The 17,653-nt window shown below is 68.6% G+C and carries 14 protein-coding genes and 1 pseudogene; 7 read left to right on the top strand and 8 right to left on the bottom strand.

Annotated elements, in window-relative coordinates:
• Positions 1-142: pseudogene (locus AB7E83_RS24220) on the bottom strand (electron transfer flavoprotein subunit beta/FixA family protein); the annotation flags it as partial.
• A gap of 210 nt (positions 143-352) precedes the next feature.
• Here AB7E83_RS24220 and AB7E83_RS24215 point away from each other — a divergent pair.
• From AB7E83_RS24215 to AB7E83_RS24205, 3 genes are all read left to right on the top strand, one after another.
• On the top strand, positions 353-1,366 hold the full coding sequence (locus AB7E83_RS24215; protein ID WP_428573400.1) for a TRAP transporter substrate-binding protein: 1,014 nt from the start codon (positions 353-355) through the stop codon (positions 1,364-1,366).
• A gap of 76 nt (positions 1,367-1,442) precedes the next feature.
• Positions 1,443-1,928, top strand: a complete 486-nt coding sequence (locus tag AB7E83_RS24210; RefSeq protein WP_428573399.1) for a TRAP transporter small permease — start codon at positions 1,443-1,445, stop codon at positions 1,926-1,928.
• Positions 1,925-3,217 carry a TRAP transporter large permease gene (locus AB7E83_RS24205; RefSeq protein ID WP_428573398.1) on the top strand — a complete coding sequence of 431 codons (1,293 nt, stop codon included), beginning with the start codon at positions 1,925-1,927 and terminating at the stop codon, positions 3,215-3,217. Before AB7E83_RS24210 ends, AB7E83_RS24205 begins: the two co-directional genes overlap by 4 nt.
• Here AB7E83_RS24205 and AB7E83_RS24200 read toward each other — a convergent pair.
• Positions 3,186-4,532 (bottom strand): mechanosensitive ion channel family protein, encoded by a 1,347-nt coding sequence (locus AB7E83_RS24200; RefSeq protein WP_428573397.1) that lies wholly within the window; start codon positions 4,530-4,532, stop codon positions 3,186-3,188. The two genes, AB7E83_RS24205 and AB7E83_RS24200, sit on opposite strands and share 32 nt — an antisense overlap.
• A 15-nt stretch (positions 4,533-4,547) precedes the next feature.
• Positions 4,548-5,495 (bottom strand): histone deacetylase family protein, encoded by a 948-nt coding sequence (locus tag AB7E83_RS24195; protein WP_428573396.1) that lies wholly within the window; start codon positions 5,493-5,495, stop codon positions 4,548-4,550.
• Between the two features lie 62 nt (positions 5,496-5,557).
• Here AB7E83_RS24195 and AB7E83_RS24190 point away from each other — a divergent pair, with 62 nt between their 5' ends.
• The 4 genes from AB7E83_RS24190 to mltB are packed head-to-tail and all read left to right on the top strand — an operon-like array spanning position 5,558 to position 10,546.
• Positions 5,558-6,481 carry an AAA family ATPase gene (locus tag AB7E83_RS24190; protein WP_428573395.1) on the top strand — a complete coding sequence of 308 codons (924 nt, stop codon included), beginning with the start codon at positions 5,558-5,560 and terminating at the stop codon, positions 6,479-6,481.
• A complete protein-coding gene (locus AB7E83_RS24185) occupies positions 6,478-7,455 on the top strand; it encodes a DUF58 domain-containing protein (protein ID WP_428573394.1) in 978 nt (325 codons plus the stop codon). The genes AB7E83_RS24190 and AB7E83_RS24185 overlap by 4 nt, the downstream gene beginning before the upstream one ends.
• Entirely contained in the window at positions 7,449-9,458 is a 2,010-nt protein-coding gene (locus AB7E83_RS24180) for a transglutaminaseTgpA domain-containing protein (RefSeq protein ID WP_428573393.1), read from the top strand. The genes AB7E83_RS24185 and AB7E83_RS24180 overlap by 7 nt, the downstream gene beginning before the upstream one ends.
• A complete protein-coding gene (gene mltB / locus AB7E83_RS24175) occupies positions 9,455-10,546 on the top strand; it encodes a lytic murein transglycosylase B (RefSeq protein ID WP_428573392.1) in 1,092 nt (363 codons plus the stop codon). The genes AB7E83_RS24180 and mltB overlap by 4 nt, the downstream gene beginning before the upstream one ends.
• 12 nt (positions 10,547-10,558) lie before the next feature.
• Here the strand turns inward: mltB and AB7E83_RS24170 are convergent, their stop codons facing one another.
• The 5 genes from AB7E83_RS24170 to AB7E83_RS24150 all read right to left on the bottom strand — a co-directional run bounded on the left by AB7E83_RS24170 (position 10,559) and on the right by AB7E83_RS24150 (position 17,610).
• On the bottom strand, positions 10,559-10,873 hold the full coding sequence (locus tag AB7E83_RS24170; protein ID WP_428573391.1) for a hypothetical protein: 315 nt from the start codon (positions 10,871-10,873) through the stop codon (positions 10,559-10,561).
• Positions 10,874-10,961: 88 nt separating this feature from the next.
• Complete coding sequence (locus AB7E83_RS24165; protein ID WP_428573390.1) at positions 10,962-12,530, bottom strand: tetratricopeptide repeat protein; 1,569 nt, start codon at positions 12,528-12,530, stop codon at positions 10,962-10,964.
• 19 nt (positions 12,531-12,549) lie between these two features.
• Positions 12,550-13,503: an alpha-E domain-containing protein gene (locus tag AB7E83_RS24160; RefSeq protein ID WP_428573389.1), complete on the bottom strand. Its 954-nt coding sequence runs from the start codon at positions 13,501-13,503 to the stop codon at positions 12,550-12,552.
• Complete coding sequence (locus tag AB7E83_RS24155) at positions 13,503-14,999, bottom strand: circularly permuted type 2 ATP-grasp protein (protein ID WP_428573388.1); 1,497 nt, start codon at positions 14,997-14,999, stop codon at positions 13,503-13,505. Before AB7E83_RS24155 ends, AB7E83_RS24160 begins: the two co-directional genes overlap by 1 nt.
• A 46-nt stretch (positions 15,000-15,045) precedes the next feature.
• On the bottom strand, positions 15,046-17,610 hold the full coding sequence (locus tag AB7E83_RS24150) for a DNA internalization-related competence protein ComEC/Rec2 (RefSeq protein ID WP_428573387.1): 2,565 nt from the start codon (positions 17,608-17,610) through the stop codon (positions 15,046-15,048).
• Between the last annotated feature and the right edge of the window lie 43 nt (positions 17,611-17,653).

The following is a 17,653-nucleotide window of genomic DNA, read 5'->3' as shown; positions in this document are numbered from 1 at the left end:
GCACCGCCTCTTCGACGGCGATCTCGTCGAACGGGTTCATGCTCATCTTCACGTTCGCGAGATCGACGCCCGTGCCGTCCGACTTGACGCGGACCTTGACGTTGTAATCGATGACTCGCTTGACTGCTACGAGGACCTTCATGGCCTGGCTCCTGCCCGCGGGGGGAATTGACGTTTACGTAAACTGGAATTCTATGAGGCCCGCGTGGTACCGCCAGAGACCTCGAAAAAAGAACGAGCGTTCTATTTCGCGATTATAGGTGGAGACGTGCCCCCCCATGCGGGTAACTCAGGACCGGCACGGCGAAGCCGCGCGCTTACATTGGCGAAGACTTCCAAGGAGCGTCTTCCCATGAGAAAACATCTTGCCTGCCTGGCCGCGCTCGCCGCGTTCGCAGTCCCGCACGTGTCGGCGCAGACCGTGCTTACCGCCTCGAGCTGGATCCACCCGACGCACGCGCTCACGGTGTCGCTCAACGAATGGTGCGGCCTCGTGGACAAGAATTCCGCGGGCAAGGTCAAGTGCAACATCCTCCCGCGCCACATTTCCACGCCGCCGGGCACCTACGACGCGGTGCGCAACGGCCTCGTGGACGTGTCGTTCACCGTCCACGGCTACACGCCCGGGCGCTTCGTGCTGACCAAGATGGCGGAGGTGCCCTTCCTCGGCGACTCCGCGGAGTCGCTTTCGGTCGCCTTCAACCGCGTCGCCTCGAAGCACCCGCAGTTCACCGCCGAGCATCCCGGCGTGAAGGTGCTCGCCTATTTCACGCACGGCCCCGGCATCATCTTCAACACCAAGAAGCCGGTGACGAAGATGGAAGACCTGCTCGGCCTCAAGTGGCGCGTTGGCGGCGGCATGATCAACGACATCGGCAAGGCCGTCGGCATGAACGCGACGCTGAAGCCCGCGCCCGAATCGTACGAGCTGCTCTCCGGCGGCGTGATGGACGGCACGTTCTTCCCCGCCGAGTCCATCGAGGGCTTCAAGATCGACAAGATCATCAAGCACGCGACCATCTTCCCCGGCGGCCTGTACAACACCAGCTTCGCGTTCTTCATGAACCCGGCCAAGTACAACGCGCTGGGCGCGGCCGAGAAGAAGGCCATCGATGCCGCGTCCGGCGAAGTGCTGGCGCGGCTCATCGGCCGCCAGTGGGACAAGGCCGATCGCGTGGCGCACGGCCTCATGCAGGCGAACAACGTCCAGGTCGTGAAGGCCGACGCGAAGTTCATCGCCGACATGAAGGTGAAGACCTCCCCGCTCGAGCAGCAATGGGTGAAGGACGCCGAAGCCAAGGGGCTGAAGGACGCGGCGAAGGTGATGGCGGAGTTCCGCGCCGAAATCGCGAAGGCGGCGAAATAGGTCCCGCGACGACACCGACGCTCTGCTACAAAGGCGGCACGAGTTTGCCGCCTTTGTCTTGGGCGCAAGGAATACGATGAAGAAGCTGCTGGAGCTGGCCTGCGGCCTGCTGTCGGGCCTGGCCCTGTTCGGGATCATGGTGCTCACGTTCTTCGACGTGATGGGCCGCAAGTTCGCCAACCACTCGATCCCCGGCTCGCTCGAGATCACCGAGCTGCTGATGGTCGTCGTGATCTTCGGCGCGCTGCCGCTGGTGTCGAACCGCGGCGAGCACGTCGAGTTCGATTCGCTCGACCCCTACCTGCCCGGCTGGCTGCGCAAACTGCAGTCCGTCGCCGTCCACCTGCTCTGCGCCGTGCTGCTGATCGGACTCGGCTGGCTGATGTTGCGCACCGGCGCGCAGTTCACCGAGACCGGCGAGACGACCGCGCAGCTCAAGATCCCGAAGGCGCCCTTCATCTACGGCATGGGCGTGCTGTGCGCGCTCACGGGTCTCGTCCACCTCTTCATGGTCGCGAAGCCTCCGGTGGACAGGGCCGAGGGCGAGGGGGCCGCGCTGTGACGGAATCGATGATCGGCTTCGGCTGCATCTTCCTGCTCGCGGTCCTGCGCGTGCCGCTCGCGTTCGCGATGGGCATCGTCGGCTTCTGCGGCATCGGCCTGCACGTCGGCTGGCAGCCGGCCATGGCGAGCATGGCGCAGGTCGTGCACGAGACGGGCTTCGCCTACACGCTGTCCGTGATTCCGCTTTTCATCCTCATGGGCAATTTCGTTGCGCGCGCCGGCCTGGCGCACGAGCTGTTCCAGGCGGCCTACGCCTTCATCGGTCACAAGCGGGGCGGGCTTGCGCATGCGACGATCGCCGCGTGCGCCGGATTCGGCGCGATCTGCGGCTCGTCCATCGCCACCGCGGCGACCATGAGCAAGGTGGCGTATCCCTCCATGCGGAAACTCGGCTACAGCGAGTCCCTCTCCGCCGGCGCCATGGCCGCGGGCGGCACGCTGGGCATCATGATTCCGCCGTCGACCATCATGGTGATCTACGGCATCGTCACGCAGACGAACATCGGCAAGCTCTTCGCCGCGGGCGTGATCCCCGGCCTGCTGACGGCGGCGCTGCTGATGGCGGGCATCGTGTTCATCACCTCGCGCGACCCCGAGCATGCGCCGGCCGGAGAGCGCACGTCGTGGCCCGATCGCTGGCGGGCGATGCGCGGCATCTGGGGCGTGGTGGTGCTGATCGTGGTGGTGCTGGGTGGCATCTACGGCGGACTGTTCACGGCCACCGAGGGCGCGGGTTTCGGCGCGTTCGGCGCGTTCGTGTTCGCGCTGCTGCGCGGCCGGCTCACGATGCGCATCGTGTTCGACGTGCTGGTCGAGTCCGCGCGCACGACCGCGATGCTCTTCACGCTGCTCATCGCGGCGACGGTGTTCGCCAACTTCGTGAATTTCACCTCGATGCCCGGCGACCTGAAACAGGCGATCACGAGCTCGGGCCTGTCGCCCACGATGGTGATCGTGGCCATGATGGGGATCTACGTCGTGCTCGGCACGGTGATGGAGGAGCTCACGATGGTGCTGCTCACCATCCCGCTGTTCTTCCCCATCGTCACGGGCCTCGGCTTCGATCCCGTGTGGTTCGGCGTGCTGATCGTGATGATCGTTCAGATCGGCCTGATCTCGCCGCCGGTGGGCATGAACCTCTTCGTCATCAATTCGCTGCTGCCCGGCGTGGGCCTGAAGCAGATCTTCCGCGGCTGCTGGCCCTTCGTCGCGATCATGGTCGGCGTGCTGGCCATCCTGATCGCGTTTCCGCAGCTCAGTCTGTGGCTGCCTTCGTTGATGAAGTGAGCGGCGGCGCGGCGGCCCTGTGGACCACCTGCTGCGGATACGGAATCTCGATGCCCTCCGCGCGCAGGCCGTTCAGCAGGGCGATGTTCACGTCGGACTTCACGTTCACCTGGCCGTTCTGCGGATCCTCGATCCAGTAGTACAGCGTGAAGTCCAGGCCATGCAGGCCGAAGTTGACCAGCCGCGCCGAGGGCGCGGGCTCCGCGATGACGCGATTCACCGACACGGCGGCATCGACGAGGATGCGCCGCACCACGTCGACGTCGCTCGAATAGCCGACGGAGACGTCGGACGACAGCAGCACCTTGGTGTCGCCGAGCGACAGGTTCTCGATCCGCTCGGTGATGAGTTTCTCGTTGGGCACGATGGACTCGCGGCCGTTGGCCGAACGGATGAGCGTGTAGCGCGTCTTGATGTCGACCACGAGACCTTCGAAGTTGTCGACGCGCACGCTGTCGCCGATGCGCAAGCTGCGCTCGAAGAGGATGACGAAGCCGCTCACGTAGTTGGCCGCGAGCTTCTGCAGGCCGAAGCCGATGCCCACGCCGAGCGCGCCGCCGAGCACCGACAGCGCCGTGAGATCCACGCCCGCCGTCGACAGCGCGAGCAGCAGGCCGACCAGCAGCAGGGACGCGCGGATCGCGTTGGCCGACGCCTTGCGCAAGGACAGGTCGTGGACCGCGTCGCGCAGCACCCGCTTCTCGAGCGCGGCGGACACCCACAGCGCCACCATGAGCACGACGCCGGCCGACAGGATGCCCTGCAACAGCGACAACAGGCTGATCTTCGCCTTGCCGGCGGCGAACTGGATCTTCTCCATCTCGTCGACGACGACGGGCAGCAGGCCGAGGATCCACAGCACGGCGGCGAGCCAGGCCATCCAGGAGAAGACGCGCTCGACGGACCGCGCGAAGCCGGACGAGGGAAACACCACGGCCAGGATGCGCGCGATGAAGCGGATGCCCGCAAGCGCGAGCAGCATGGGAATCGCGATGGCGAGCAGCGGCACGGGCTGGTAGCGCGCGAGCATGGCGCGTGCGCCGAACACCAGCGCGAGCGCCAGCAGCGGGAACAGGAGACCGTCGACGGTGGCCTTGCCGAACCAGACCGAGTCGGCGCCGACAAGGTGCTGAATGCGGGCCTGGACACCGTGTGCCGGCTCGCCCACGGCGGCGCCCTCGCCCGCCGCGCCGCGTCGGCGGCCAGCCGCCCATGCCGTCAGCCACGCGAGCGCCAGGCTGCCCGCGAGCGCAGCGATTTCCCACTGCAAGCCGGCGTGGCCCAGGTTGCGCAGCAGTCGCGCGAGAACGTCCATGCCCGCGGCCGGCCCCTACAGGTCCGCCAGCGCGCGCACGTGCGCCTCGACGCTGCGCCCGAGCGCGCTCAGGTTGTAGCCGCCTTCCAGCGACGACACGATGCGCCCCTTCGCGTACTTGTCCGCGACCTCCTTGATGCGCTCGGTCATCCACACGTAGTCGGCCTCGACCAGGCCCAGTTGCCCCAGGTCGTCCTCGCGGTGCGCATCGAAGCCCGCGCTGATGAAGATCATCTCGGGCCGGAAGGCTTCGAGGCGCGGCAGCCAGCTCTGGACGATGGCCTGCCGGATCGGCTCGCCCTTCGTGTACGCGGGCACGGGGATGTTGACCATGTTCCCGGCCAGGGGCTGCGTGCCGGTGTACGGATAGAAGGGATGCTGGAACAGGCCGACCATCAGCACGCGCTCGTCGCCCGCCAGGATGTCCTCGGTGCCGTTGCCGTGATGGACGTCGAAGTCGACCACGGCCACGCGCTTCAGGCCATGATGGTCCAGCGCGTGCAGCGCCGCGACCGCCACCGAGTTGATCATGCAGAACCCCATGGCCCGGGCGCGGCACGCATGGTGGCCCGGCGGGCGGACGGCGCAGAACGCGTTGCTCAGTTCGCCGCCGATGACAGCATCGGTCGCCGCGACGGCCGCGCCCGCGGCACGCAAGGCGGCGGACAGGCTGTACGGATTCATGGCGGTATCGGGGTCGATGTAGCGCAGGCCATCGGGGTCGTCGGCCACTTCCCGCGCCAACTCGTGCAGGGTCGCCACGTGGCTCTCGGTGTGGGCACGCTGCACCGCGTCGACGGAGGCGAGCGGCGCTTCGCGCCGCTCGAGCGCATCGCCCAGGCCCGAGGCGATGAGACGATCCTCGATCGCGTCGAGCCGCTCCGGGCACTCGGGATGGCCGCGCCCCATGTCGTGGCGCCGGCAGTCGGGGTGGGTGAAATAACCGGTCCGGGTCGCCGCCATACTCGTCTCTTCGCCTCTTCGGCCTTGTTCACTGCAAGGAAAATTCGGATAACGTCATGCCCATGGATGCAGCACAACGAAAACTCGAAACGCTCCTCGACCAGCTTAACACGGTGATCGTCGGCAAACCCTCCCAGGTCCGCGACTGCGTGGCCTGCCTGATCGCGGGGGGCCACCTGCTGATCGAGGACGTTCCCGGCGTCGGCAAGACGACCCTCGCCCATGCGCTCGCGCGCGCCTTCGGCCTGCAGTTCTCGCGCGTGCAGTTCACGGCCGACCTCATGCCGAGCGACCTCTCGGGCGTGTCGATCTACGACCGCGGCCGCGAATCCTTCATCTTCCACCCCGGCCCGATCTTCGCGCAGGTGCTGCTGGCCGACGAGATCAACCGCGCGAGCCCCAAGACCCAGAGCGCGCTGCTGGAAGCCATGGAGGAGAAACAGGTGACGGTGGAAGGCGAGACGCGCCCGCTGCCCTCGCCCTTCTTCGTGATCGCCACGCAGAACCCGCACGACCAGTTGGGCACCTTCGCGCTGCCGGAGTCCCAGCTCGATCGCTTCCTCATGCGCATCTCGCTCGGCTACCCGGACCGCAAGGCCGAGCGCGAGCTGTTCAACGGCGTCGATCGCCGCGACATGATCGAGCGGCTGGGCAACACCTTGTCGCCCGTCGAGCTGATGGCGCTGCAGCAGAAGGTGCTGGACGTGCATGCGGCCGACGCGCTGCTCGATTACGTGCAGGACCTGGTGGCGGCGACGCGCTCGGGCCGCTGGTTCCTGCAGGGCCTCTCGCCGCGCGCGGGCATCGCCGTGATCCGCGCGGCGAAGGCGCAGGCGCTGCTCTCGGGACGCGACTACGCGGCGCCCGACGATGTGCAGGCGATCTTTCCGCAGACGGTGGCGCACCGGCTCATCCCCGTCGGCGACGCCGGACGCGGGCCGATCGAGCAGGTGAAGGCGATGCTGGAAGGGGTGGCGCTGCCGTGACGGCGTCCGCGCTGAATCCGGTCGGTTTCGCACGCAGCAAGTTCCGCGCGTGGTGGCAGGCGCGCCTGCCGCTTTCGGATACCACCACCCTCACGCAGCGCAACGTCTACATCCTGCCCACGCGGCCCGGCTTCATGCTGGTCGCGACGCTGCTGGTTCTCCTGATCGGCTCCATCAACTACCAGCTGAATCTCGGCTACCTCCTCACCTTCCTGCTCGCGGGCAGCGCCGCCGTCGGCATGCACGTGTGCCACGGCACGCTGCGCGGGCTCACGATGAACCTCGCGCAGCCCGAGGCGCAGTTCGCGGGCGCGGCGGCCATGCTCACCGTGGTGCTCACCAATACGCGCCGCTCGACGCGGCACGGCATCGGCCTGGCCGTGCTCGACGAATCGCGCGAGGACCGCTGGGCCTGGAGCGACGTGCCCGCACAAGGCACCTGCACGGTCCACGTCGCGTTCCGGCCGGACCGGCGCGGCCTGCACCGCGTGCCGCCGCTCACGGCGGAGACGCGCTTTCCGCTCGGCACCTTCCGCGTGTGGACCGTGTGGCGGCCCGCCGCGCAGGTGATGGTGTATCCGGCGCCCGAGGCCTTCCCGCCGCCGCTGCCGCCGGGCGAGCCGCGCGCGGGCGGCGCCGCGGCGACACGGCCGCAGACGAGCGGCGAGTTCGAGGGCGTGCGCGCGTATCGGCGCGGCGACCCGCTCAAGCTCGTGGTGTGGAAAAAGGCCGCGAAGACGGGCGAGCTCGTGAGCCGCGACACGATGCAGGCGCAACGCTACGAGCTCTGGCTCGACTACGCGCAGGCCGGTCCGCCCGAGAAGGAGCATCGCCTTTCGCGCCTCGCGGCCTGGGTGCTGCAGGCCGACAAGCTGGGCACCGACTACGGGCTGCGCCTGCCGGGGCAGGACATCGCGCCCGCGAGCGGCGAGGCGCACAAGCGCCGGTGCCTGGAGGCGCTCGCGCTATGTTGAACGCCCTTCGCCAGCGGGCGGCGTCGCTGCCGCGAGAAGCGCGCGACACGCTGTTTCTGCTGGTCGTGATCGGCTGGGTGATGTTGCCCCACGCCGCGAACCTGCCCTGGTGGTGCGGACTGCTCGCCGCCTCCGTGCTCGCGTGGCGCGGCACGCTCGCCGTGCGCGGGCAGCCGCTGCCGGGCAAGTGGTGGCTGCTCGGCCTGCTCGCATTCGCCGTCGCCGCGACTTTCCTCACGCACCGCACGCTGCTCGGGCGCGACGCGGGCGTGACGCTCATCGTGATCCTGCTCGCCCTGAAGACCCTGGAACTGCGCGCGCGGCGCGACGCCTTCGTCGTCTTCTTCCTGGGCTTCTTCACGATGCTCACCAACTTCTTCTTCTCGCAGTCGCTGGCGCTCGCCGCCGCGATGCTGATCGGCCTGCTCGGCCTGCTCACCGCGCTCGTCAACGCGCACCTGCCCGTGGGACGGCCGCCGCTTTCCGAAGCCGCGAAGACCGCCGCCTGGATGGCCCTGCTCGGCGCGCCGGTGATGGCGGTGCTGTTCGTGCTGTTCCCCCGCTTCGCGCCGCTGTGGGGCATTCCCGGCGACGCGATGACCGGCAGAAGCGGCCTCTCGGCCAACATGCAGATCGGCACCGTCGCGAAGCTCGCGCTCGACGAGAGCGTCGCGATGCGGGCGCGTTTCTTCGACGCCGTGCCGCTGCAGAACGACCTGTACTGGCGCGGCCCCGTGCTCTCGAACTTCGATGGCCGCGAGTGGCGCCCGCTCACGCCGCGCTACGCGCAGCGCTCGCTCACCTGGTTCAATCCGCAACTGCGCGTGCAGGGTCCGCCCCTGCGCTACGAGGTGACGCTGGAGCCGCACAACCGGCCGTGGCTGCTCGTGCTCGACGCGGCGACGCAGCCGCCGCGCGCGGAGGGGCTCGAATCGATCATAACCGGCGAGCTGCAATGGCTCTCGCTCAAGCTCGTCACCGACTTGCTGCGCTACCGGGCCGAGAGCTACCCGGATTTCCGCCACGGGCCGAGTACCATCGCGGGCGTTCTGCCGGAGTACCTGGAGCTCCCCGCGGGCCTGAATCCGCGCACCCTGCAGCTCGCAGCCGACATCCGCCGCGAGGCCGGCCCCGGCGCGGACCGCGCGGCGCTCGTGCGCGCGGCGATGCAGCGCCTGGCGAGCGGCGGCTATTCGTACACGCTCGAGCCCGGCGTGTACGGCCAGCACACGGCCGACGAGTTCTGGTTCGACAAGAAGGAAGGCTTCTGCGAGCACATCGCCTCGGCATTCGCGGTCCTGACGCGCGCGATGAACATCCCCACGCGCATCGTCACCGGCTACCAGGGCGGCGAGCGCAATCCGGTCGACGGCTACTGGACGATCCGGCAAAGCGACGCGCACGCGTGGACCGAGGTCTGGCTCGGCCCCCAGGGCTGGGTGCGCGTCGACCCCACCGAGGCGGTGGCGCCGCTGCGCGTGGGCGCGCTGCAGCGCCTGCAGGCGCCGCGCGGCGTGATCGCATCGACCATCGCGACGGTGGACCCCAACCTCGCCGCGAACCTGCGCGCGGCCTGGGAGGCCCTGAACAACAGCTGGAACCAGTGGATCCTCAACTACACGCAGAGCAAGCAGCTCGACCTGCTGAAGAACCTCGGCTTCGAGTCGCCGAGCTGGGAGGACCTGAGCTACGTGTTGCTCGCGATCATCGTTGGCGTGGCGTTGCTCGGCGCAGGCTGGAGCTGGTGGGACAAGGCGCAACACGATCCGTGGCTGCGCCTGCTCGGGGCCGCGCGGCGCCGGCTCGGGAAGGCCGGGCTGGAAGTTCCCGCCACCGCACCGCCGCGCCAGATCGCTACGCTTGTCACCGACCGTTTCGGCGAATCGGGCCGCGCTCTGGCCGAATGGCTGCTCATGCTGGAGGCGCAACGCTATTCGCGGGCGCCGTCGGCGAACCTTGCCGCGCTGCGGCACCGCTTCAACCAACTCGTCTGGCCGCAGTGAAATTCCGATCGCCTTTCGTCGCCCTCGTCCTTGTCGCCGCCGCGCATGCGGCGTGGGCGCAAGCCGCGACGCAACAGTCCTCGCGCAAGAAGCCCGCCCCCGCCGCCGAGCAGGCCGGGCCCCGCGGCACGCCCTATGCCAGTCGCGATGACGCGATGAAGTTCGCCGAGGACATCGCCATCCGCAAGGGGCTCGACCCGGCCTGGACGCGCGAGATCGTGGGCCAGGCGCAGAAGCTTCCGTCCGTCGTGCGGCTCATGCAGCCCGCGCCCGCCGGCACGGCGAAGAACTGGCGCGTCTACCGCAGCCGCTTCATCGACCCCATCCGCATCGGCGCGGGCGTGAGGTTCTGGCAGGAGAACCGCGCGACGCTGGAGCGCGCGGAAAAAGAGTTCGGCGTGCCCGCCGAGATCATCGTGGGCATCATCGGCGTGGAGACGATCTACGGCCAGCAGATGGGATCGTTCCGCGTGCTCGACACGCTGGCCACGCTCGCCTTCGATTTCCCCACCTCGCATCCGCGCGCGGCGGAGCGCACGACGTACTTCCGCGGCGAGCTCGAGCAGTTCCTCGCGCTCCACGGCACGGCGAAGACCGATCCGCTGCGCGCGCGCGGCAGCTATGCGGGGGCGATGGGCATGCCGCAGTTCATGCCGACCAGCCTCGCGCGCTGGGGCATCGACTACGACGACGACAAGCAGATCGACCTGGTGCGCAGCACGCCCGACGTGATCGGCTCCGTGGCGAATTATATCAAGGGCTACGGCTGGATCACGGGCATGCCGACGCACTACCCCGTGAGCTTCGACCGCGCGAAGCTCGACCTCGACGCCCTGCTCGCGCCCGACATCCTGCCGACCTTCAGCGTGGCAAGCTTCCAGGCCAAAGGTGCGGTGCTGGAGGGCGAGGCGCTGCAGCACCAGGGGCCGCTCGCGCTGGTCGAGCTTCAGAACGGCGGCGAGGCGCCGACCTTCGTGGCCGGCACGGAGAACTTCTACGTCATCACGCGCTACAACTGGTCGAGCTACTACGCCATGTCGGTCATCGACCTCGGGCAGGAAGTCAAGCGCGCGCTGGCGGGGAGATAGCCAGTCGCTCCCTCATTGGATGATGCTGTTGTATTCCTTTGTGTTGACGCGGTGCCGCTGGTCCTCGACACCGATGATCCGGCGCACGATCCAGCCGCCCAGCGCGCCGACGAAGGCGACACCGAAGACGACGGCGATGCCGATCATCCCCGCGCCGAACCAGTAGGCCGCACCCGGAAAGCCCATCAGGTTGCTCGCGAGCAGGCCGAGGCCCGCCAGCAGCATGAGCCCGATGCCCATGCGCAGAAGCACGACAGGCCGCACCCACAGGCCGACCACGAAGCCGGCGAAGGCGAGGCCGGCCCAGAGGAGTGTCATCTTGTCCATGCCGCCAACTTAAGCCCGCGGCGACGACGACTTTGTAAGCAGACTTCAACGTGCGGCCTCGGCCGCGAGCGCATCGGGAAACGCGCGGTTACGTCTCTTGCAGCAGGCCGCCCAGCGCACGAGTCACACGGCCGACCTGCACCGTCCGGCTTTCGCCGTAAGCGCGCCTGAACAGCCGCAGGGTCGGGTACCAGGGCGAGTCGTCGCGTCCCGTGAGCCAGCGCCAGTCCGCGTTCGGCGCGAGCAGCACCCAGCCCGGCCGGCCGAGCGCGCCGGCCAGATGCGCGATGGCGGTGTCGACGGTGACGACCAAATCGAGCTGCTGGAGCATCGCCGCGCTGTCGCCGAAATCGCGCCATTCGCTGGTGAGGTCGATCAGCTGCGCGCCATCGGGCGTCACGTCGCTGAAGTGCGCCGCGTCGCCCTTTTGCAGGCTGAAGCACTGCACGCCGGGTGTCGCGAGCAGACCCTGCAATTCGGACAGCGCCACCCCGCGGTTGCGGTTGTTCATCTGCACTTGCGAGCCGGACCAGCAGATCCCCAGCTTGAATTTGCCGGCCCACGGCTTCATGCGCGCCGCCCAGCGCTCGGCGTTCTCGGCGGGGGCCTTCAAGTAAGGCACCTTCGCCGGGATCGCCTCGACCTTGTGCGTTCCGTAGTGCAGCGGCAGGTCGAGCAGTGCGACGTGATAGTCCGCCTGCAGGTCGCGGCCCGGCGTGAGGCAGAGAAAGCCCTCGAAGCTGCTTTCCAGCAGGTTCACGAGTTCGGGCTGCACGACCCCGTAGACCGTGGCGCCGTCGGCCTGCAGCATCGGCACGTAGCGGATGAACTGGATCACGTCGCCCAGGCCCTGCTCGGCATAGACCACGATGCGCTTGCCGGCGAGCGGCTGCACGTCGCGGCCCTGCCATTCCAGCTCCTGCTGCCAGAAGGTGGGCCGCTGAATCCGGTCGGCGTCCTTCCAGCGTTTCGCGTACCAGCGCCAGCCTTCCTGCAGCCGGCCGTCCTGCAAAAGCGCGAGCGCCAGATCGAGCTCGGCAAGCGGGAAGCCCGGCTTGAGCGAGAGGGCGCGGCGCAATTGCACCTCGGCCTCCTCGATGCGGCCGAGGCTCAGGAGGGCCGCACCCAGAACCCGCACCGCGAAGGGGTGTTCCGGGTCGACCGACACGGCCTTCCAGCCGTGCGTGAGCGAGCCTTCGAAGTCGCCGAGCCGCCAGAGCAGGCCCGCGAGATCGACGTGCGCCTCGAGGAAATTGGGGTCGACTTCCAGCGCCTGCCGGTAGCGTTGCGCGGCCTCGTCGAGCGAACCGGTGTGTTCGAGGCAGAAGCCGTAGTGCAGCAGCGTCGTCTTGTCGCGCAGCTTGAATTCATGGTGCAGCCGCGCGTAGATCGGCAGCGCCTGCGCGTACTGCTTCGTCGTCAGCAGCAGGTCCGCCAGCATCAGCAGCGGCTCCAGCGCTGCGGGGGCGAGGCGCATCGCATCGCTGATCCAGGCGATGGCGGTCAGCGGGTCGCCCGCGCCGGCACAGGCACGGGCCAGGCCGTAGCGTGCTTCGAGCAGCGAGGGGTCGGCGCGCAGCGCCTGCGCGAAAACGTTCAGCGCTTCGTGGAAGCGACCGCCCATCAGCAGGGTGTCGCCTTGCTCCATCAAATTCATGCCGGGATCATGCCCGACTTCAGGCCGGCACGAGGAAGTCGCGGCTGATGCGGCCTCCGAGTTCGTTCACGCGGTCCAGGAACTGTGTGAGGAAGGCATGCATGCCGGTCGCCAGGATCTCCTCGATGTCGCCGTACTGCAGTTCGGCGCGCAGGCGGCCGGCGCGCCGCTGCGTCTCGGACGACTGGTCGTTCGCCACCATCGCGAGGTTCTGCACCACTTCGTTCATGCTCGCATGCAGGGAGCGCGGCATGTCCGCCCGCAGGATCAGCAGGTCGGCCACGCGCTCGGGCTTGATGACGTCGCGGTAGACCTTGCGGTAGATCTCGAAGCCGGAGACGCTGCGAAGAATGGCGCTCCAGTGATAGAAGTCGTACTCCTGGTCCTTCTCGCTCGCATTGCCGAAGAAGTCGCTCTGCACCGCGTGGAACTTCACGTCGACCAGCCGCGCGGTGTTGTCCGCGCGTTCGAGGAAGGTGCCCAGGCGCATGAAGTGCAACGCTTCGTCCATCAGCATCGTGCCGACGGTCACGCCGCGCGAGAGGTGCGAGCGGAACTTGACCCACTCGAAGAACTGCCCGGGGTCGCGGTGGAACTCGCCGCTGCGGATGCTCCGGTTCACCTCCAGCCAGGTCTGGTTCTGCGTCTCCCACACTTCGGTCGTGAGCGAGCCGCGCACCGCGCGCGCGTTCTCCCGCGCCGCGCGCAGACAGGCGACGATCGACGACGGGTTCGTCGCGTCGGTGACCATGAACTCCATGACGTCGCGGCCGGTGATGTCTCCGTACTTCGCCTTGTACGCCGGGATGAGTTCGCTGATGGACAGCATGCCCTGCCAGCCCACCTGCGACACGGCGGCGGACTGCGGCAGCAGCGACGTCTGGTAGTTGACGTCGAGCATGCGGGCGGTGTTTTCGGCGCGCTCGGTGTAGCGCGCCATCCAGAACAAATGATCGGCAGTGCGAGAAAGCATCAGACCTCCAGGATCCACGTGTCCTTGGTCCCGCCGCCCTGGGACGAATTGACGACCAAAGATCCTTCCTTCAGCGCGACGCGCGTGAGTCCGCCCGGCACCATCTGCACTTCCTTGCCCGAAAGCACGAAGGGCCGCAGGTCGATGTGGCGCGGCGCGATGCCTTTCTCGACGAAGGTCGGGCAGCTCGACAGCGACAGCGTGGGCTGCGCGATATAGCCGCTGGGGTTGGCGATGAGCGCGCGGCGGAAATCCTCGATCTCCTGGCTCGACGCGGCCGGGCCGACCAGCATGCCGTAGCCGCCCGCGCCGTGGACCTCCTTCACCACGAGATCCTTCAGGTTGGCGAGCACGTATTTCAGCTCCTCGGGGTCGCGGCACATGTGGGTGGGCACGTTGGAGAGGATCGGCTTCTCGCCCAGGTAGAACTCGATCATCTTCGGCACGTACGGGTAGATCGACTTGTCGTCGGCCACGCCCGTGCCGATGGCGTTGCACAGCGTGACGTTGCCGGCGCGATAGACGTTCAGCAGCCCGGCGCAGCCCAGCGTGGAGGTGGGTCGGAAGGCCTGCGGATCGAGGAAGTCGTCGTCCACGCGGCGGTAGATCACGTCGACCCGCTTCGGACCGCGCGTCGTGCGCATGTAGACGAAGCTGTCCTTCACGAAGAGGTCCTGCCCCTCCACCAGCTCCACGCCCATCTGCTGCGCGAGGAAGGCGTGCTCGAAGTAGGCGCTGTTGTACATGCCCGGGGTGAGCACGACCACCGTGGGGTCGTCGGTGGTCGACGGCGCCGAGGCGCGCAGCGACTCGAGCAGCAGGTCGGGGTAGTGCATCACCGGCGCGACCCGGTAGGCGGAGAACAGGTCGGGGAAGAGCCGCATCATCATCTTGCGGTCCTCGAGCATGTAGCTCACGCCGCTGGGCACGCGCAGGTTGTCCTCGAGCACGTAGTACTCGCCGACCCCGTTCGAATTCGGCGCCCGGACGATGTCGACGCCCGCGATGTGCGAATAGATGTTGTTGGGCACCTTCACGCCCATCATCTCGGGACGGTACTGCGCGTTGCCGAGGATCTGCTCGGCCGGGATCACGCCCGCCTTGATGATCTCCTGCTCGTGATAGACGTCGTGGATGAAGCGGTTGAGCGCGGTCACGCGCTGCACCAGCCCCTTTTCCATCGCACGCCATTCGGACGCGGGAATGATGCGCGGAATGAGGTCGAAGGGAATCAGCCGTTCGGTGCCCGAGCCGTCCTCGTCCTTCGCGCCATACACCGCGAAGGTGATGCCGACCCGGCGGAAGATCATCTCGGCCTCTTCGCGCCGGTCCTTCATGCTTTCTTCGGCCTGGCGCGCCAGCCACTGCGCGTAGGTCCGGTAGTGGTCGCGAACGCCCTGGACCTGGGATTGAGATTGCCCGGCCTGCGCCTGGTGCTGGAACTGGATGGCTCCGCTGGCCGGCAACTGGGCGAACATCTCGTCGTATTTGTGCATGGGCGCTTTTTCTCCAGTCGACAGGATAGCAAGTTCCGCACCTTTTTCAGGGCACCCGGTGACGCCAGTAGCGCATCGATTCGGTGCGCTCGCAACGAAGGTCGCCGGGACGGTCCGATCGCCAGGTGGCGGCGCCGCAACGCGACGACTGCACGACCCGGATGCCTCGCTCCTCGTAGCGGGCGAGCACCGGCGCGGCGGGATGGCCGAAGCGGTTGCGGTAGCCGGCCTGGACGATGGCCAGGGACGGCCGCACCGCATCGAGCCAGGGGCCGCTCGACGAGGTCTTGCTGCCATGGTGCGGAACGAGCAGGAGGTCGGACGCCAGCGACGCGCCGGCCGAGCGGAGCAAGTCCCGCTCCTGCGCCTGTTCGACGTCGCCCGCGAGCAAGGCGGCATGCCGGCCGTTGCCGATGCGCAGGACGCAGCTCACGGTGTTGGGCTTGCCGGCCGCGGCGTAGTGCGCGGGCGCGGGATGCAGCACCTCGAAGTTCACGCCGTCCCACGTCCAGCGCTGTCCCGCCTCGCAGCGGGTGGCCCGGCGCAGCGCCTGCAGTTCGTGCTGCGGCTCGACGGAACTCAGGAACGTGGCATTGGGCTGCATGCCGAGGACGGCGGCGGCGCCGCCCGAATGGTCGCTGTCCCGGTGGCTGACGACGAGCGTATCGACCTCGTCGCCGAAGGCACGCAGCAGGGGAACCACGACGCGGTGCCCGGCATCGCTCTCGGCGCCGTAGCGCGGTCCGGCGTCGTAGACCTGCGCATGGCCGGCGGTGCGGACGACGACGGCGTTGCCCTGGCCGACGTCGGCGGCGATCAGCTCGAACTCGCCGGGAAGCGGACGCGGCGCGGTCCAGAGCAGGACGGGCGCGAGCAGCGGAATGCCGAGCGCGCGCAGGCTCCACGGCCAGCGGAGGGCGAGCAGCAGGCCGCCCGCGACGCCGGCGACCGCCGCCCAGAGCGGCGGCGCGGGCGTGCCGACGGTGGCGAAGGGCAAGCCAGCCATCCATTCGAGCGCGATGACGAGCAGGCGCAGTGCGAGCGCGGCGAGGTCCCACAGCGGGCCGAGGATCGCGCCCGCCAGCGCCAGCGGCGTCACCACGAGCGTGACCCAGGGAATGGCGAACAGGTTCGCCGCGAGGCCGACGAGGGAGACCTGGCCGAACAGGAGCAGGGACAGCGGGGTGAGCGCGAGGGTGACGATCCATTGTTCGCGCAGGAGCCGTGCGGTCATCCCCGCGAAGGCGGGGAGCAAGGGCTTCGGGTGGTCGGAGGGGAGCCCTGGATTCCCGCCTTCGCGGGAATGACGGCCTTCGCGGCTGCGTCGGCTGCGTCGGCTGTCGCCCCGATCTTCCGCCGCGAACAACACCCCCACCGCCACGAAACTCAGCCAGAACCCGGCCTGCGTCAGCGCCCACGGGTCGAGCACGGCCACCACGGCGCAGGCGAGCAGCCAGGTCGCCGTCCACGGCCACTCGCGGCCCGCGAGGCGAAGAAGCGCCACGGTACAGAGCATCCAGATCGTGCGCTGCGCCGGCACGCCCCAGCCGCTGAAGAGCGCGTAGAGGAGCGCAAGCGCCACCCCGCCCGCCAGCGCCGCATGCTGCGCGGGCCAGGCGAGGCACAGGCGGGAACTGCGCCGCCAGACGATGCCGATGGCCAGCGCCGCCGCCCAGGCGAACATCGTCACGTGCAGACCCGAGATGCTCATGAGGTGCGCGACGCCGGTTGCGCGGAACACGTCCCACTCGGCCCGCTCGATCGCCGCCTGGTCGCCCACCACCAGCGCCGCGAGGATGCCGGCGATGCGACGGTCCGCCACGCGGGCGAAGATCGCATCGCGCGCCGCATGCCGCGCCTGCTCGATCGGGTGCCGGCCCGTCGCGTCGACCCGCACGGGCGGCGGATCGCGCGGACCCGCGCGCACGTAGCCGGTCGCCTGCACGCCCTGCTCCCACAGCCACAACTCATAGTCGAACCCGTTCGGATTGACGTTGCCGTGCGGCGCCTTGAGGCGCACGGTCATGCGCCAGCGCTCCCCCGGGCGCAGGTCGGCGGGCCTGCGCTGCAGTTCGAGCCGATCGTCGCCGCCCGGCCACGCGCCGCCGTACCAGCCCAGCGAAATGCGCGGCGGCACCCGCACGGGTTCGCCGGCCATGCTCGCGGATTCGACTCGGGCACGAAAGCGCAGGCCCAGTTCGGTGCGTTGCGGCATGGCTTCGACACGGGCGAGGATTTCGATGTCGCGGCCCTCGAGCGCGGGGTCGAGGGCGCTGGCGAGGAAGGCGTGGGCGCGAATGCCGGTGAGCGAGAAAGCCAGGACTGCCGCCGCCGCGGCTGGCCAAACGAGCCGCGCCGTCATCCCCGCGAAGGCGGGGATCCAGGGCTTCCCAAGGGACATTCGAACGCCCTGGATTCCCGCCTTCGCGGGAATGACGGCCGACCGTGCCGCCATCACGGCCAACAAGGCGACCACCACCACGGCAACCACCACGGCATACGCCGGAAGCGGCCACAGTTCCCCTTGCTGCAATTGCAGCAAGGTCCCGGCCACCGTGCCGGCCAGTGCCGCGGTCAGCCCCCCGCCCCTCGGCCTGGCGCGCGAATTCATCATTCGCCTGCACAACGTCCGTATTCGCTCGCCCGCCGACACG

This window comes from Ramlibacter sp. (assembly GCF_050250995.1).
Classification (GTDB): Bacteria; Pseudomonadota; Gammaproteobacteria; order Burkholderiales; family Burkholderiaceae_C; genus Ramlibacter.
This window is presented reverse-complemented; position numbering and strand designations above follow the sequence as displayed.

Excerpts from the sequence above, each read along its gene's own strand:
- AB7E83_RS24155 (WP_428573388.1), bottom strand. The coding sequence starts at position 14,999 with ATGCACAAATACGACGAGATGTTCGCCCAGTTGCCGGCCAGCGGAGCC.
- AB7E83_RS24210 (WP_428573399.1), top strand. The coding sequence starts at position 1,443 with ATGAAGAAGCTGCTGGAGCTGGCCTGCGGCCTGCTGTCGGGCCTGGCC.
- AB7E83_RS24200 (WP_428573397.1), bottom strand. The coding sequence starts at position 4,532 with ATGGACGTTCTCGCGCGACTGCTGCGCAACCTGGGCCACGCCGGCTTG.
- AB7E83_RS24180 (WP_428573393.1), top strand. The coding sequence starts at position 7,449 with ATGTTGAACGCCCTTCGCCAGCGGGCGGCGTCGCTGCCGCGAGAAGCG.
- AB7E83_RS24190 (WP_428573395.1), top strand. The coding sequence starts at position 5,558 with ATGGATGCAGCACAACGAAAACTCGAAACGCTCCTCGACCAGCTTAAC.
- AB7E83_RS24150 (WP_428573387.1), bottom strand. The coding sequence starts at position 17,610 with ATGAATTCGCGCGCCAGGCCGAGGGGCGGGGGGCTGACCGCGGCACTG.
- AB7E83_RS24215 (WP_428573400.1), top strand. The coding sequence starts at position 353 with ATGAGAAAACATCTTGCCTGCCTGGCCGCGCTCGCCGCGTTCGCAGTC.
- AB7E83_RS24195 (WP_428573396.1), bottom strand. The coding sequence starts at position 5,495 with ATGGCGGCGACCCGGACCGGTTATTTCACCCACCCCGACTGCCGGCGC.
- AB7E83_RS24165 (WP_428573390.1), bottom strand. The coding sequence starts at position 12,530 with ATGAATTTGATGGAGCAAGGCGACACCCTGCTGATGGGCGGTCGCTTC.
- AB7E83_RS24160 (WP_428573389.1), bottom strand. The coding sequence starts at position 13,503 with ATGCTTTCTCGCACTGCCGATCATTTGTTCTGGATGGCGCGCTACACC.
- AB7E83_RS24170 (WP_428573391.1), bottom strand. The coding sequence starts at position 10,873 with ATGGACAAGATGACACTCCTCTGGGCCGGCCTCGCCTTCGCCGGCTTC.